This is a genomic window from Plantactinospora sp. A48, from assembly GCF_055793945.1.
The window spans coordinates 20,938-36,722 of record NZ_JBTIXF010000038.1 but is presented as its reverse complement, the minus strand read 5'-3'; the positions used below and the strand labels follow the sequence as shown (position 1 = coordinate 36,722).

13 protein-coding genes, 1 tRNA gene and 1 pseudogene are annotated in these 15,785 nt (G+C 68.8%); 6 read left to right on the top strand and 9 right to left on the bottom strand.

The features are described from left to right. Positions 1-33 precede the first annotated feature (33 nt). Positions 34-804 carry an ABC-2 transporter permease gene (locus ACXN5W_RS19555; protein ID WP_473159769.1) on the bottom strand — a complete coding sequence of 257 codons (771 nt, stop codon included), beginning with the start codon at positions 802-804 and terminating at the stop codon, positions 34-36. Further along, the gene (locus tag ACXN5W_RS19550) at positions 801-1,526 is read right to left on the bottom strand and encodes an ABC transporter ATP-binding protein (protein ID WP_473159768.1); all 726 of its coding nucleotides are present in this window, start codon (positions 1,524-1,526) and stop codon (positions 801-803) included. The genes ACXN5W_RS19555 and ACXN5W_RS19550 overlap by 4 nt, the downstream gene beginning before the upstream one ends. 431 nt (positions 1,527-1,957) lie before the next feature. On the opposite strand from ACXN5W_RS19550, the gene cspE reads away from it, so the two are divergent. Then, positions 1,958-2,161 carry a transcription antiterminator/RNA stability regulator CspE gene (gene cspE, locus ACXN5W_RS19545; RefSeq protein ID WP_013283833.1) on the top strand — a complete coding sequence of 68 codons (204 nt, stop codon included), beginning with the start codon at positions 1,958-1,960 and terminating at the stop codon, positions 2,159-2,161. Between the two features lie 840 nt (positions 2,162-3,001). Here cspE and ACXN5W_RS19540 read toward each other — a convergent pair. Beyond that, positions 3,002-3,331 (bottom strand): annotated as a pseudogene (locus tag ACXN5W_RS19540) (nucleotidyl transferase AbiEii/AbiGii toxin family protein); the annotation flags it as partial. Positions 3,332-3,342: 11 nt separating this feature from the next. Beyond that, a complete protein-coding gene (locus ACXN5W_RS19535) occupies positions 3,343-3,909 on the bottom strand; it encodes a hypothetical protein (protein WP_473159767.1) in 567 nt (188 codons plus the stop codon). Positions 3,910-4,294: 385 nt separating this feature from the next. Between ACXN5W_RS19535 and ACXN5W_RS19530 the strand changes: the two genes are divergently transcribed. The 4 genes from ACXN5W_RS19530 (at position 4,295) to ACXN5W_RS19515 (ending at position 10,228) form a co-directional block, all read left to right on the top strand. Then, positions 4,295-5,263, top strand: coding sequence for a helix-turn-helix domain-containing protein (locus tag ACXN5W_RS19530; protein ID WP_473159766.1), 969 nt, complete (start codon positions 4,295-4,297; stop codon positions 5,261-5,263). A gap of 137 nt (positions 5,264-5,400) precedes the next feature. Next, positions 5,401-8,055 (top strand): S8 family serine peptidase, encoded by a 2,655-nt coding sequence (locus ACXN5W_RS19525; RefSeq protein WP_473159765.1) that lies wholly within the window; start codon positions 5,401-5,403, stop codon positions 8,053-8,055. A gap of 248 nt (positions 8,056-8,303) precedes the next feature. Next, positions 8,304-8,379, top strand: a tRNA-Arg gene (locus ACXN5W_RS19520). A gap of 736 nt (positions 8,380-9,115) precedes the next feature. Further along, a complete protein-coding gene (locus ACXN5W_RS19515) occupies positions 9,116-10,228 on the top strand; it encodes a pentapeptide repeat-containing protein (protein ID WP_473159764.1) in 1,113 nt (370 codons plus the stop codon). 141 nt (positions 10,229-10,369) lie between these two features. Here ACXN5W_RS19515 and ACXN5W_RS19510 read toward each other — a convergent pair whose 3' ends face one another. The 5 genes from ACXN5W_RS19510 to ACXN5W_RS19490 form a co-directional block, all read right to left on the bottom strand. Then, positions 10,370-11,587, bottom strand: coding sequence for a tyrosine-type recombinase/integrase (locus ACXN5W_RS19510; RefSeq protein WP_473159763.1), 1,218 nt, complete (start codon positions 11,585-11,587; stop codon positions 10,370-10,372). Between the two features lie 3 nt (positions 11,588-11,590). Continuing rightward, the gene (locus ACXN5W_RS19505; protein WP_473159762.1) at positions 11,591-11,800 is read right to left on the bottom strand and encodes a helix-turn-helix transcriptional regulator; all 210 of its coding nucleotides are present in this window, start codon (positions 11,798-11,800) and stop codon (positions 11,591-11,593) included. Further along, a complete protein-coding gene (locus ACXN5W_RS19500) occupies positions 11,797-12,963 on the bottom strand; it encodes a TRM11 family SAM-dependent methyltransferase (protein WP_473159793.1) in 1,167 nt (388 codons plus the stop codon). Before ACXN5W_RS19500 ends, ACXN5W_RS19505 begins: the two co-directional genes overlap by 4 nt. Before the next feature lie 67 nt (positions 12,964-13,030). Continuing rightward, positions 13,031-13,759 carry a hypothetical protein gene (locus tag ACXN5W_RS19495; protein WP_473159761.1) on the bottom strand — a complete coding sequence of 243 codons (729 nt, stop codon included), beginning with the start codon at positions 13,757-13,759 and terminating at the stop codon, positions 13,031-13,033. Between the two features lie 399 nt (positions 13,760-14,158). Then, the gene (locus tag ACXN5W_RS19490; protein WP_473159760.1) at positions 14,159-14,488 is read right to left on the bottom strand and encodes a hypothetical protein; all 330 of its coding nucleotides are present in this window, start codon (positions 14,486-14,488) and stop codon (positions 14,159-14,161) included. Between the two features lie 472 nt (positions 14,489-14,960). On the opposite strand from ACXN5W_RS19490, the gene ACXN5W_RS19485 reads away from it, so the two are divergent. Further along, a complete protein-coding gene (locus ACXN5W_RS19485) occupies positions 14,961-15,782 on the top strand; it encodes a hypothetical protein (RefSeq protein ID WP_473159759.1) in 822 nt (273 codons plus the stop codon). Positions 15,783-15,785: the final 3 nt, after the last annotated feature.

The window sequence follows — 15,785 nt, the reverse complement described above, 5'->3', positions numbered from 1 at the left end:
CATGCGCTGTCGTCGGTCACGCGTCATCATCGGTCACGCGTCGCGATGGCGGAGCAGAACGCCGCCGCAGAGGATCGCCACGGCCGCGTATCCGGACATCACCATCATGCTGATCCACCCGGGGAACAGTCCGGGTATGGGTGAGGTCACCGCGATCGAGTTGAGCAGCATCAGCACCGGGACGAAGCGTCCGACCGCGATACCACTCTCGCCGAACAGGCCGACCGCGATCATGGGGACGAACATCAGGCCGAACAGCGTGCCGATCGCGGCGCCCGAGTGCCGCAGGACCGCTCCGATGCCGACCCCGATCAGCGCCGTGGCGGCCAGATACCCGCCGGTCAGCAGGACGGCACGTAAGTTCGCCGGGTCTCCCAGCGCGGCGGCCGGGATGGCGGTACCGCGGATGGCGAGCTGCCCGCCGAGATAGCCGGCGAAGCTCGCGACCAGGCCGACGGCGAGAGCCGTACCGCAGCACACCGCGGCCTTCGCGGCCAGGACGGTCCGACGTCGCGGTACGGCGGCGAACGTCGAACGGATCTGCCCGGTGCCGTACTCACCGGTCACCAGCAGTACGCCGAGCGTGCCGAGCAGCAACTGGGCCAGAATGGCGCCGCTGAGGCTGTTGTTCAGGATCTGGGCCGCCGTGGCGACCGGGGTGTGCGAGCGGTAGCCGAGTCCCACCCCGGTCCCGACCACGGCCATCGAGGCCACCGTCGCCGTCGTCAGCCACCACGTCGACCGGACGCTGCGCAGCTTGATCCACTCCATCCGGGTCACCTGCCGGAATCCGTAGCCGTTCATGACACTTCCGTTCCGCGGTAGTCGGTGGTCTGCGAGGTGAGCCGGAAGAACGCGTCCTCCAGGTTGTCGTGGCCGGCCACCAGCTCGGCGACGGTGGTCTCGGCCAGCAGCCGACCCCGGCCGATGACCACGAGCCGGTCCGCGGTCAGGGCCATCTCGGCGATCAGATGGCTCGACACGAACACCGTCCGGCCCTCGGCGGCAAGCCCCCGCAGCAGGTCCCGGATCCACCGGATACCCTCCGGATCGAGCCCGTTGACCGGCTCGTCGAGCAGCAGGACGCCCGGGTCGCCCAGCAGCGCCACCGCGACGCCGAGCCGCTGGCGCATGCCGAGCGAGTACGTTCCGACCCGGCGCGACGCCGCGTCGGCCAGACCGACCATCCGGAGCACCTGTTCGACTCGGGAACCGGGAATGTCGTTGCTCGCGGCCAGCGCGGCCAGGTGCGCGCGACCGCTGCGGCCGGGGTGGAACGCCCCGGCGTCGAGGAGCGCGCCGACGGTCTTCAACGGCCAGTTCAGGTCCGCGTACCGGACGCCGCCGATCAGCGCCTCGCCCCGGTCCGGGGCGTCCAGACCGAGGATCATTCGCATCGTCGTCGACTTGCCGGACCCGTTCGGGCCGAGGAATCCGGTCACCACCCCTGGTTGGACCCGGACGCTCAGCCCGGCCACGGCGACCTGGGCCCCGTAGCGTTTGGTCAACTCCCGTAGTTCGATCACAAGATCGACGTTAGGCAACGCCGTCCGCGCTCAGAAGCCGGCAACCACCCACCTTCACCTGGCGGTTTTCCCCCGTCGGATTCGACATCACGGCCGGGCGCTCACCGGCAGGGCCCGGCGCTCACCGGCAGGGCCCGGCGGCGCGGCGCGGGATCAGCTGCGGTGCGGGCAGGCGTCAGGATGGCAGCAACGACGCGCTGGGGCGGCTCGCCGAGGCCCGCGGCAGGGGTGACTTCGCGGCGCCACGGGATCACGTGCTAGGGTGTCCAGGTTGCAGTTTTGATTTCCGTAGACGTTTTCCGGCGCCTGATGGGGCATCCGAAACCCACCCAGGCGCCTTTCGTTTGTCGTGTCGTTTCGACGCGGGTGATCAACGCGGTGGCACAAGAGTCCGCACAGTGCGGTCTCCAACAGCCTGCGAAGGAGCAGACATGACTACAGGTACCGTGAAGTGGTTCAACGCCGACAAGGGCTTCGGCTTCATCAGCCCGGACGACGGCGGCGCCGACGTCTTCGCCCACTTCTCCGCGATCTCGGCGAGCGGCTTCCGCAGCCTCGACGAGAACCAGAAGGTGGAGTTCGACATCACCCAGGGCCAGAAGGGCCCGCAGGCGGAGAACATCCGCCCGCTCTGATCCACGCTCTACGAACGGCGGCCCGGCTGGCTCAGCGGGCCGCCGTTCGGCGTTTCAGCCACTTCGTAGGGCGGGAGTCGTGGCCGGGCCGGCGACGAAGGAACCTGCTCGTTCAGCGAACTGGCGCGCGTGGGGCACCTGCCGTCACGGGGCCGTGGTCAGCAACTCGCATTCGATCCAGCCGTCCCCACCAGGTCCCCACTCGGCCGGCGCGGACCACAGTGGCGTCAGCGTCTCCTGCGCCGCGTCCAGCCGTCCGTTGGACGCTGAGCCGTCCTCCTTTCACGTGCCGGACTCGTTGCGATTCGGGTCTTGCGGTGCGTGCTCTCCAACGGATGCCAACCGGGGTGAACCGGTGCCAACGCGGGTCACCGCCGCCGACCGTCGGTCGCGAACCGGGGGACGTGTGTTCGGGCTGTGGTCCTGGTCTGGGAGAACGAGGTCCGGGTGACGCGGGTGAGCCTGGGCCACTCGGTGCCACCCCGGCTGAACCCGCAGGTCGCGAGACTGGGCACTCGCGCCCTCGTAGCTCAGGGGATGGAGCATCGGTTTCCAACCCGCCGCTCCGCCGGTGTCCGTAGGCCGATGACCTGCGACTCTTCGCTTCTTGGCCTTGTGTGCCGGCCGCTGCACGGTCCGGTTGTGATCGCTTGCTGAAGATCAGCAGACCACGCCCTTCCGTCCTCGGCGGCCCTGACCGGCCGAGGAGCGACCTGCGGACGAGGTCAGTCTGCTGTCGGGGCTGAAGTCTGCCACAGGGCACTGACCGGCATGGCGCGGAGCCTGTCGCCGAACGGCAGCGTGGAGGTTCCGGTATGGAGGACGATGCCGGCGACGAAGTCACTGCCGAGGCGCTCGGCGAGCCGGCGTAGCCCGCGGAAGTCTTCGGGTCCGACGGTTGTCGGGATCGAGGTGGGTGGCTTGTCCGAGAGCTTCGGCGAAGATGCGCGGGTCGAAGCCACGGTCGGCGCGCTCGGCGAGGGCGAGAAGGGCGTCGCGGGTGTCGCGGCCGGATCGGAGCGTGGCGTCGATGTCGATGAAGTCGCGGGCGAACGCCCGCCCGTAGAGGGCGCCCATCTTGTTCGCGACCGCGTCGTCGGGGTGCAGTACCGGTCCGATCGCCATGAGGATCGGTTCGTTGGCACGCCAGTCCACGCCAAGCTCGACCTTGGGGTCCACCGCTATGCCGCGTTATTGCGGGTGGCGGCGAGTTCGGGGAAGGCTTCTTCCCAGCGTTGGCGGAGCTGGAGTGGCAGCCACAGGGTGGGCCAGAGCCGCCGGAGGAGGTCGGCGTCGAGCCAGGTGTGCAGATCCTCGACGGTACTGGCTTCGGTGAGCACCACCTTGTACATGCTGGCCAGGCGTGCGGGCCGGTTCAGGTCGTACTCGGCGTGCCCGGACCAGTCGAGGTGACGCGGAAGCATCACCGTGCCGTCGGTCGGGCCCTGCAGCGCGGCGAGGGTTTCGGCCACCACGTAGGGCTTCCGTTCGCCGTAGGGCCGGTAGTCCGTCGGCGGGCGGGGGGATGTCCTGCGCCGGTTGATGTTGGTCGCCCGTCGGACTTCCGGTCGTAGCGCCTGGCGGATCGTCTCCCGGCTGTACCCGGTGACCCGCTGCAGATCCACCGGCCGCCAGCCGGCGGCGTGAAACGCCCGCAGCTGCTCGTCCCGCTCGGTCAACGCAGCCGCCCGCGTCGCCTCGTACCGGGAGACAACCGCGTGTAGCTCATCCTCGGAAAACCCGCCCACGGCCGCTAGCCTACCAGGCTAGGCCCAGCGCGCTTGGCTTTCGGTCGCATCCTTGTAGCCGGAGGACGGGGATGGGGGTGGCGCCGGTACGGACGTTGTCCCACCGCACGGCGTATACGTCGGCCCGGGCCCGGAACCGGTCGGCGAACAACGCCAGCTTGTCCCGAGTCGGCGAAGCCATCGTGACCAGCCCCGGCGGCTCCACCGGCCGTACGCCGGGAACTCGTCCTCACCCGGATGAGTACCCACCGCGGTCGGTCACCGAGGCGGATCGGGCCTGGATCCCGCCCAGCGGAAGGGGCCTTGGCATCCGCGACGGGCTGTTTACACTGCTGCAGAATCGCAGCTCAAGCGGGCTGTCGGGGTTCACCGGGCGGAGGTTCAGGTGCTGGAGGCGGTCGGCGTCGAGCCCGGCGAGGAGAAGGTCTACCTGGCGCTTGCCGCCGGGCAAGCATCCGATCCGGAAGAGTTATCCGAACAGACTGGATTGTCCGGTGCGGAGATCCGGCGGGCGCTGGCGGGTCTGGAGGCCAAGGGGTTGGTGGACATCCCGGCCGACCCGATGGGTGCGGTCCGGGCCGCGCCGCCCGACCCCACCCTGAAGCTCCTGGCGTTGCGCCGGATGGACGAACTGCGCAAGGCGCAGGCCGTCATCGCGGAGCTGACCGAGCGGTTCCACGCGCGGGAGGCGCGGGGCGGCACCGAGGCGGTCGAGGTGGTCCGGGGTGCTCGGGCCATCGCCGAGCGGTACGCCATGTTGCAGCGTGAGGCGACGCGGGAGATCTGCTCGCTGAGCCGGCGGCCGGCTGTCGCCGTGCCGGCCGCCGAGAACGCCGCCCAGCGGGAGGCGCTGCGGGCCGGCGTCCGCTACCGGGTCGTGTACGACCGTGACCTGTTGGATCCGGAGAGCCTGCAGGTCCCGCTGTTGCTCGAGGAGTGGGCCGCGCTCGGCGAGGAATCGCGGGTGGCCATCGTCCCGTTCAAGTTGATGGTCATCGACGGGCGGCAGGCAGCGCTCGTGCCGCCCGATCTGCCTCCCGAGCAGCAGCCCGTGCTCTTCGTGCTGCGCGCTCGTCCGGTGGTGGACTGCCTCGCCTGGATCGTGGACCGGATCTGGGAGTCGGCGTTGCCGGTGCCCGCCGCCCTCTCCGAGGTCTCCGACGGTCCGCTGGTAGCCGACGACCGCTGCCTGCTGGCCCTGCTCCTGGCCGGCTATACCGACCAGGCGATCGCCTCGCAGTTGGGCATCAGCATGCGGACGGTCCAGCGCCGGGTGCAGCGGCTGCTCACCGTCGCCGGGGTGCAGAGCAGGATCCAACTGGGCTGGCAGGCCGCGCGCCGCAACTGGATCTAGCCGACGGGCCGGCCCCGCCGGACCACTGACGCTTTTACGCCATGGCAATGAAGTGCCAGCTCAGAGCCCTGATGGCCCGGTGTCTCCCGATGGCAGTGTGTGCGCGTCAGCCCATCCCTGCCTCTGAAGGATGTCGAGTGACTTCCTCTGTCAAACGCACCCGTCGCGCCGTCGCGGCGCTGGCCACCACACTCGTTGTGGGCGGATTGTCCCTGTCCTCCGTTCCCGCCCACGCCGACCCTGCCGCGCTGCCGGGCAGCGTCGCCGACAAGCTCGGCAGCCACGACCGGGCCCTGATCGCCAGGTACGCCGCCCAGTCCCGGACCCGCAGCGTCCCGGCTGACGCCGACCAGCCGGTCCCCGACTTCGTCACCCTGATGCTCGCGGTGAAGTCGGGCCGCACCGACGAGGTGGCCCGGCAGCTCACCGAGCTCGGCGCCGAGGTTACCCGGACCGATGCGGAGATCGGCTACGTCAAGACGAACGTGCCGTTCGCCCTGGTGGACCAGGCCGTCGCCCTCGACTCCGTGCTCCGGGTGGACGTCGACGAGTTGCTCAAGTTGGAGGAGACCACGGCCGGCGCCGGCGCCGGCGTCGTCGGCCAGCCCGGCAACCTGCCGTCCGCGCCGTCCGCGCCGTCCGCGGCGACCCCGGACGACAACCCGTACATGCCGACCCGGGAGACCGGCTCGGTGGCGTTCAAGACCGAGCACCCCAGCTACGACGGCCGCGGCGTGACCATCGGCATCATGGACACCGGCGTCGACCCGACCCACCCGGCGCTGGCCACCACCACGACCGGTGAGCGCAAACTCGTCGACACGGTCGTGGGCACCAACCCGACCAACTTCATCGACCTGCTCTTCGACCGCACCTGGATGCTGCTCAACGCCAGCAACAAGGTCACCGGCCCGACGGCCGACAGGCAGGGCATCACCTGGACGATGCCCGACGGTGGTGGCGACGACATGTACCTCTCGGCTAGAAACCTCGCCATCGCCGGCTACGCCGACCCCACCCTCACCGGCTACCTGGGCGTCGTCTTCCGCGAGTCCGACGGCGCGATCTGGCTGGACCTCAACCAGGACTACGTCTTCACCGCCGACGAGCTCCACCGGCCGTACCGGGAGAACCACCAGATCGGCTACATCGGCACCGACAACCCGGCCACCGAGGCCAACGAGCGCCAGCCCTTCACGGTCGAGGGGCGGCGGGTCAGCAAGGGGCTCCTGGGTGTCAACATCAACACGCTCGATGAGGCCCACGGCACCCACGTGGCCGGCATCGCCGCGGCGAACGGGATCCTCAGTGGGAAGATGAACGGCCAGGCGCCCGGTGCCAAGCTGGTCTCCATGCGGGCCTGCACGCACAGCGGCTGCTCCAGTGCCGCCCTCACCGACGGCATGGTGGACCTGGCCACCAACCACCACGTCGACGTCATCAACCTCTCCATCGGCTCCAGCCCGGCCCTCAACGACGGGCAGAGCGCCATGGCGCTGCTGTACGACCGGTTGATCGCCACCACCGGCGTGCAGATCTTCTCCTCGGCCGGCAACTCCGGTGCCGGCACCAACAGCGTGGGCGACCCGTCGTCCGCCGACACGGTGGTCAGCGTGGGCGCCTCGGTCTCCAAGCAGACCTGGTGGGCCAACTACGGGTCCTTCGTGACCCAGTCGCGGGCGGTCTTCCCGTTCTCCTCGCGCGGCCCCCGGGAGGACGGTGGCTTCAAGCCGGACATCACCGCGCCCGGCGCGGCGATCGCTCCGACCCCGAGCTGGATCGCCAACAGCGTCGTTGCCGACGCCGGCTACACCCTGCCGGCCGGGTACTCGATGCTGCAGGGCACCTCGATGGCCTCCCCGCAGGCCACCGGCGCTGCCGCGCTGCTGATCTCCGCCGCCCGCCAGAACGGCGTCAGCGCCACCCCGGTCGAGCTGCGCCGGGCCATCTACTCGACCGCCGACTACAACAAGGACGAGCCGGCCATCGCCCAGGGCCGCGGCGAGTTCCACGTCGGGCACGCCTGGCAGCACCTGGCCAAGGGCGTCGCCGGCACCGACGAGGTGACCGTCTCCGCGCCGGTCTGCACCAGCCTCTCCGCCACGCTCGTCACGCCGAACACCGGCAGCGGCCTCTACAACAGCTGCGTGCCCGGCGAGGGTGGCCAGGGCGTGGGCGAGTCCCGCACCTATGACGTCACCCTGACCCGCACCAGCGGCCCGGACGGCGCGCACGACTACGTCCTCGACCTGCGGGGCAACGACGGCACGTTCACCGCGCCTGCCAAGGTCAGCCTGGCGAAGGGCGTCCCGACCGTGGTCAAGGTGACCGCCGCCCCGGGCAGCCAGGGCATCCACAGCGCCGTGCTGACCATCGATAACGCCGCCACGCAGGCCGTCGAGCAGTCCGCCATGCTGGCCGTCGAGGCCGCCGCTCCGCTGACGCCGGGCGCCACCTGGTCCGTGACGGGCACCGTCGACCGGAATGACACGATCATCTACAGCGTCGCCGTCCCGGCCGGCGCCACCGACCTGACCGTGCACCTCGCCGGCCTGGCAGGCGACAGCCAGACCCGCTGGTGGGCGTTCGGGCCGGACGGTCTCGAGGCGGAGAAGTCCAGCGCCGGCACCATCTACTGCTACGCCAACTACCAGGACGGCAACGGCTGTGACCCGTTCACCCGCAGCTATGCCAAGCCGAAGCCGGGCGTCTGGGAGTTCGTGGTCGAGGCGCGCCGCACCAGCCCGCTGCTGGCGAATCCCTTCCAGCTGACGGCGTCCGTCACCCAGTGACGCGCTGAACGCCGCGCAGGCCCGGGTCGACACCGTCGATCCGGGCCTGCGCGCGACCGGGGGAGGTCGGCCGTCCTCGCGGTCCGGGTTCTCCTGCCGGATGAAAGTTAATGATCTTGGTGGTCGCCCTACCCGGTGTGGTCGGTGTGTGGTCGGCAGCGGCGGCGGATGCCTGGGTCGGCGCAGGTCAACGTGGGTCACTCCCTGCCAACGCGGGTCACCCGCGGGTCGCTAGACTAGGCCCTCGCGCCCTCGTAGCTCAGGGGATAGAGCATCGGTTTCCTAAACCGTGTGTCGCAGGTTCGAATCCTGCCGGGGGCACCAGTACGAGGTCCTGACCAGCAGAAATACGGTCAGATCATCGAAGTTTATCTATGCGGTTTTGAATCGCCCCCCGAAAACCCCCCAATAACGGTCTGGGCGATCAGGTTCTGATCGGCGCATCGTGGGCCGTCGGCTGACGTCCCGTGGGCCCATCCGGTCTGACATGGGTCTGGGCGCGTAGGCCCAGCCGTTGACGGCCAGCGTCGAGCCGTTCGAGGAACCTGGAGCTATCCGGGGTACAGGCGGACTTGACGGCGTAGTTCCCGTTGGCGACCTGCTCGGTGGCGTCTGCGAGCTGGGCTGTGGTTCGCCTGGCGTCAGCCTCCTTGTCGATGAGGGTGGCCGCTGGTGCGCGACCACAGCCGTGACCCGCTATCGCCACCCGTGAGGCTGAGAAACACCAAACAGACTTTTCCGGCGCTGGTAATTTCGCCTACAAGGGACTTACAGCGACAGAACGGGTTGATCCTTCGATCTGGCCGCCGAGCTGTCGAATCGCCAATCCAATACTTGGTCCCTTGTCGTGATCGGCTGCAATAGGACTGTGTCGACCTTTCGTGACCGGCGGGATGCCGGAACCCGTCAAGGTGTATCTGCTGGAAGGGGGCAGTGGAGAGCCGCAGGCCAGCTTCCGGCCCGGTCTCGGGCGCTACGTTCCTCGCAACTGGCTACGGCTCGGGTGGAGTTGATCCCAGCGGGTCCGATCGAGGTCAAGCCCGACCCATGGCAGCGTCTCGTGGCGATCGGCAGCATCCTGTCGGTGCTCTTCGTGGCCATCGGTCTGTACATTACGAACGAGGCCAACCGGAAGACGAACGAGGCCAACCGGGAGCAGCAGCGGCTTACCGCTCAAGGGCAGATCACCGACCGGTTCACTAAGGCGATCGAGCAGCTCGGCCAGCCTGGCGCGGATAGGGTGGATGTTCGTCTTGGGGCGATCTTGGCCTTGGAACGCATCATGCGCGACTCCGCCGGGGACCAGCCCGCCGTCCTCGATATCCTCGCCGCGTTCGTCCGGGTTCACTCCCCCGCACCGAGGCGGGTCATCCCCGTCTCGGCAGCCAACCGTGCCCCTACGGCCCTGCCTCGTCCGCCAGTCGATATCCAGGCAGCCGTGACCGTGTTAGGCCGCCGCGACGTCACCCACGACAGCGCTGATCGACGCCATCCGCACCTCAATCTCAGCCACAGCGATCTGACCGGTGTGGATTTGATCGGCGCAGACCTATCCGACACTAACCTGACCGGCTCGGACCTGACCTCCGCGAACCTAGACAAAACGGACCTAACCAATGCGACCTTAACGAATGCGAACCTGACGAATACGACCCTGACCAACGCGACCCTGACCTACACAAACCTGGAGCACGCGGACTTGACCGGGGTGAACCTGACCCACGCGAACCTGACCCGCGCGGATCTAGTCAACGCGAACCTGACCCGCGCGGATCTGATCGGCACGACCCTGATCCACGCGACCCTGACCAACGCGACCCTGACCAAGGCGACCCTGGACTACACGGACCTAACCCACGCGAGCCTGACCGACGCGGATCTGACCTACGCATACCTGGGCGGCACAAATTTGACCGAGGCGGACCTGACCGAGGCGGACCTGACCCACGCAACCCTGAGCGACGTGGACCTGATAACTGCAAAGGGTGTGACCAGTGAGTCGTTGCGGTGCGCGATAGTGGACAAGGAGGGGGCGCTACCCAGGGGGGGTAACCTGGCCTGCGCCGTGCCAATGATGGCGTCGCCGTCCCGTCTACGCGATCGATTACGCCTTCGCCGAACACTTGTCGGCAGATTCGGTCCCCGCCGCCGAGGTACTGACACACCGATCTGACCAGCAGAAAGACTGCCATGGACGTCAGAATCTATCTATGTGATTAGGAATCGTCCTCCGAGATTCTTCCGGTAGCACCCTTGGGCGACCGGATTGCGACCAGCCCGCCTCATAGGTGCGCCCGCTGGCGTCCCCGCCCGTCTATCCGGCCATGCCTGGGTCGTTGTGGCGGCGCTCAGGGTCGATCCGCGTCTGACCGGCGCCGAGCTGTTCGAGGATGCTGGAGCTGTCTGGGGCGAGCGCTGGCTTGACGATGTAGTGCCTGTTGGTGACCTGCTCGGTGGCGTGTCCGAGCTGGGCTGCGGCACGCTTGGCGTCAGCTTCCTTGTCGATGAGGGTGGCCACGGTCTTGCGGAAAGTGTGCGGGGTGACCCATTCGAGGCCGGCGTCGGAGCGGGCTTGCCGCCACTGGCGGCGGACGTTCTGTGGGGACAGCCAGGTGCCGCGCCGGGAGGCGAAGATCGCATCGTGGGGGTTGTCGGCGGCGTTGAGCTTGCGTGCTATCAGCATTCCGACGGCGAACCGAGGCAGAACGACCTTTCGGAAGCCGGCGTCGGACTTGGTCCACTCCTGCCGGAAGAAGCCTTTGCCCTTCAGGTAGATGATCGTGCCGCAGATGGTGAGCGTCGGGTGTTCGGCTGCGAGGTCCAGGTCTTCCCAGCGCAGCGCCAGGATTTCGCCGATGCGGGCGCCGGTGGCGAGCATGAGGTCAACGATGTCGGCCAGATCGCCGGTGTGCCGAGGTCCGGGTTTGCCCGGGGTGGGCTGCTGCCACCTCTGGATGGCTGAGCGGACGTCTTCTAGTTGCCCGACTTCCAGCGCGACCACCTCGCGGCGCGACGTGCGGAGTCGGCTGGTTTCGCGTACGGGGTTGGTTGTCAGCGCACCGCGTCGTACGGCCAGGGCGAACATCTGGGCGAGAGCGACCTTCGCGAGCCTGGCTGCTGTCGGTCGGTCCTCGGCAACCTTTCGGAGGAACTTGTCGAGGCGACCGACGCCGGCTTCTCGAATGCGGAGGTTGCCTAAGGCGGGCACGATCGAGACGCGCACGCTGATTTCGTATTTGCCGATGGTTTGAGGCGTTAGACGTTCCTCTGCGGTGATCTCGGCGAGCCACAGGGCGGCGAGCACGCTGACGTGGGTCTCCCGGGTGATCTCGTCGTCGTTGGGAGCGACACGGTCGCGGGCTTTGACCTTGAGTGCTCGAATGGCGGCGGGGCCGCTGGTGTCGGTCGCCTCGATGTCGCGGGTTCTGCCGTCGTGGTCGCGGTATCGGGCTCGGGCACAGTACCGGTTGGGGCCGAGCTTCTCTGTGCGGATGGTGCCCAACGTGCCAATAGGCAAGGGTGGCCGGGCCATGGGTCACCGCTCCGGGTCGGTGTGGACGTCGAGCCAGTGTTCGACCTCGCTGCGCCGGTAGCGCAGGGTGTTGCCGACCCGGATGGCGCGGGGTCCCTTGCCTCGGCTGTGCCAGGCGTAGAGGGTGTTCTTCGGCTTGCCCAGCCAGAGCGCAACATCATCGATGGTCAAGAGAGGGTCGGGCCGCCATTCGGCGGCGGTCGAGGTAGTCATCGCTGATCCGGCGTGACAGGTGAACCCGGTTGCGGGTGCGGCCTGTGGGGGTTGGACGGTCCGTCGGCGGTGGTGTCGGGCCGTACGTCCCTCGGGCTGGGGTGTGAGTAGGGCGGGCACGGTTCGGATGTCCTTTCCACGTCCCGGCCTGGGTCGGGCTGGGGATCGATGGCGCCGCCGCTAGGACTGGTGTTTGCGGGGTGCGCCGGGTACGCACGTCGATCCACGCGGGACGGGGTGAAGACGTCAAGCCGATCAGCGTGCGCACGCGCGTGGGCTGATCCGCTCGGGATGAAGTCGTGCCGGGGTGGCAGTGGGGCGCGGAGGACCACCACGTCTTCATGCTGCAAGAGCCATTGGGGGTCGCCTTCGGCGATGGCGTCTCGGGTGTTCTTCTGCTGGAAGAACGAGGCCCGCGGGATGATCACGCCATCGCGGACGCCGCAGATGAGGGCGATGCATTCCTCGACGAGTTCGAGGCCGGCGTTGATGCCGGCGGCGATGACCATGCCGGGGATGTCGATGAGTTCGCCGTGGCGGCGGTAGGGGCGGGCGGTGACGACGATGTGCCCGCCGGGTCGTAGGAGTTGGCGGCAGCCGGTGAGGATCGCGGTGAACCCGTCTGCCAGTTCTGCGGGGCTGCGGTAGGCGAGGTTGTCGGCTCGGCCGTATTTGTGGTGGATCTTGCGGACTTTGCCGCGTCTCGGGCCGGGGGTGCGGACGTGGCCGTGGGTGGACGACCCGTACGGCGGTGAGGTGATCACCAGGGAAACCTGCCCGTGCAGGCTCGCCGGCAGCAGCGCCGGCAGTGTGGTGGAGTCGCCGTGGTAGATCTCGCCCCGACCCGGCGCCCCGGCGCGTTCGGTGTGGCGGATGTTGCCGGCGGCTTTGGCGACCCAGTCGGCTTCGTACTCGACGCCGATGCCGTGTCGACCGAGGTGCATGGCTTCGATGATGGTGGTGCCGATGCCGGCCATCGGGTCGAGCACGATCTCGCCGGGGTGGGTGTAGGTGCGGATGGCGTATCGGGCGATGGTGGGCAGCATCTTGCCGGGGTGGGTCAACGATTCGGGGGTGTATCGGCCGCGCCGTAGGTCCCGGGAGGGGTGTTGGCCGGTGAGCCAGACCGCGCTGAGGTAGCCCTCGGCGAGCAGGGCGGCCAGCTTGGACCTGTTGGGGTACGGCGGTGCGGACTCGTGGGGGTCGCCGGTGTGGAACGGCGGACGGGACTCAGACACGGGCGTTCTCCTCACCTGTGGCGGTGGCGGTGGTGCCGAACACGACCAAGTCCCGGAACGTCGGAAGATGCCGGCCGGCGAGCAGACGCCTCCTGTCGTCGGCCTCGCCGGGAGGTTGCGGGGCGGTGCGGGGATCGTGTTCGGGCAGCGGGACGAGGACGGCGGGGATGTGCTGGTGGTAGAAGAAGCCGGCGGCGCGGGCGGCGGCGATGACCGTGGCTCGCCGGCTGGACTCGCCCGTCCGAGGCTGTGTGGTGGTAAGGGCGACAAGCAGGAAGCCGCCGGGGCGCAACAGAGGCCGCCAGGCGGTCATCGCTGTGGCTGCGTCGTCTGGTGCGAGGCGCTGTCCCCCATCCGGGAGCGTGGCCAGGATCAGGTCGACGCGCACACCGGGCCGGCGCGCCACGCGGTGGTTCCGGCGTCCGGGCGTGGGCGGTAGGAGCCGCACGCGCAGACCATCACGGCCGTTGACCAGTCGGGCTGGTACCCGGTCGAGGTAGGTGGTCGCGGCGATGGCGGCGGGGTGCGCGTCGAGGTCGAGCACCACGTCACCGGCGTGGGTGTAGCGGCGGATGAGGTAGGCGAGGTGGCTCGGGGATAGCCCGTGCCAGTCCGGGACTCCCGGATCGGGCGTGCGCGGGACGCGGGTGCGGGGCAGGAGTAGCCCGACTGGTACCGGCTGAGGCCGGTCACCGGGGGCGGTGGAGCGGGGCTTTGGCATGGGCGTGTGGGCCACGTCCGCCGACGAGCGCTGACACTAGGGGATTACAAATCCGGGCCTCGGATTGGAAACGCGGCTCGCTGCCGAGCCGGGTGCGTCGCGCGACGCCGCCCGGTTGAACAAGATCCTCGATGGGTTGAACACGCAGGTCAGGGCCGTCGAGGTGCTACCGCTCACCTCATCTGACCGGTAGAGGACCGCGACGGAGCCAGGACTGGTTAAACAAGATCGTTAACCGGGCGGAACAAGATCCTCGCGTGTTTGGACAGGACCGGGCTCACCGCCTCGGGGGTAGGGGCGGAACGAAGCGCATGCGGCCGATCTGCCTGGTGGACGCGGGTCCACCGGCCGTCCCTGCCCCGTCTGGCGAGGCGTGGAGCGCAGGCGGCGGGCCCGTGATCAGTCTTCCTCGGGACGGCCCAGCAGCGCGTCACGATAGATGACCGAGTTGATCGCGGTGCTGAGGCGTACCTGGTCGCCGAATCCATGAACGCCCAGGCTCTGCCTCAGTTGACTGAACACGAGCCTCACCGCGACGCCGCGGATCAGGGCGATCAGGAAGACCAGCAGGAGTCCGGGCACCAGCACCGCGTCTGACATCGATCCGCCGACAGCCACGAAGGCGAGGGCGGCAAGAAACGCACGGCAGCTCCACAGCGCCCACGGATACAGCGCCATCCCGCGGAGGCGGCTGCGCTGCCCGTCCGTCAACTGTCGATTTTCGATCATGGGTTCCCACGCTTCCTGCCCTCGGACGTCCGAGGGTAGGAAGCGGACACCAGCCCGCCAGCGATGGTCGCCGGCTCAGCCGGTTGTCGCCGCTGCCACCCAGCACGCCACGGCCCTTTGAACAAGATCGCCCCGGGCACGTCCTGTGGCCTCTCTTGGCCCGCCGGCTCGAGCCGAATAGGTGGATTCGTCGCGGGCGTGTTCAAACCTGCTGCCTCGAAAGCGGCCACGGTCGGCGCGGAGCGCTTGAACAGCCTGACCACGGATTGAACACCCCGCTCCGGGATGTCGGCGGGCTCCCGTCGAGGCGCATCGGCGGGCATCGGTGGCAGCCGGGTTGAACACGCGTCGAGACACCTTGAACAAGATCATGCGTGTTCATGATCTGTTCAAAGGCCCTGGTGGCGTGGTGGCACAGCGCCGACCGGCACTCCCGCCGGACGGCACACGGTCATCACGAGGGAGCCCCACCATGGACCGTCCTACCCCTGTCACCGCCCTGGCCGTTTCCCGGCGCGGTGAGACGTTGCTCGACGACATCGAGTACCGATTCCGCCTGTTGGGGCAGGGACCGAGCCCGCTGTCGGTGGACGGCCGCAGCCTCGGCCACGGTTTGCCCCGCCGGGCCATTGCCCTGCCCGAACTGTCGGCGATCCTCATGCACCCGTCCTGCGGTTACGCCGCCCGGGACGCGGTGTGGCGGCTGCTGGTGCAGCGGGCCCGGACCGGTGATCCGGCGTGGCGTGCTGGTGCGGTCGGGGTCGCGTTGCCGGGATTGCGGTTCAAGGCGTACCTGCTGGCGAAGCTGTTCACCGGCGATGTGCAGGCCGCCATCGTCGAGCATTTCCTCCGCGTTCTCGGCACCATCGATGTGACCAGGCCAGGTGTGGTCGGGAACCTGCTGTCGGCGGCGTTTTCGAAGGCCCGCGCCGAGCTGCGTGACCTGGAGCCGGCCTCGTCCGGATCGCCGAACCACGCGCCGGGTTCGGTGTTGCCACCGGCCCCGTACGGCCATCCGGATCTCGTTCTCGCCCGCGCGGTGGCCGCCGGGGTCATCACCGTGCAGGAGGCGGAGCTGATCGGCGTGACTTACCTGGAGGAGGCCAGCCTCACCGACTACGCCGAACGCACCGGCCAGGCCCGCTGGACCCTCTACAAGCGGCGCACGGCTGCCGTCGCCCGGCTCACGGCCGCGATCGAGTCCGGCGAGCTGTCCGACCCGTATGCCGATGTCATCACCGAGGCCACCGCGACCGTGGCCCTCGACGCGCCCACCGCCCGGAAGCGTCCGTAAGCG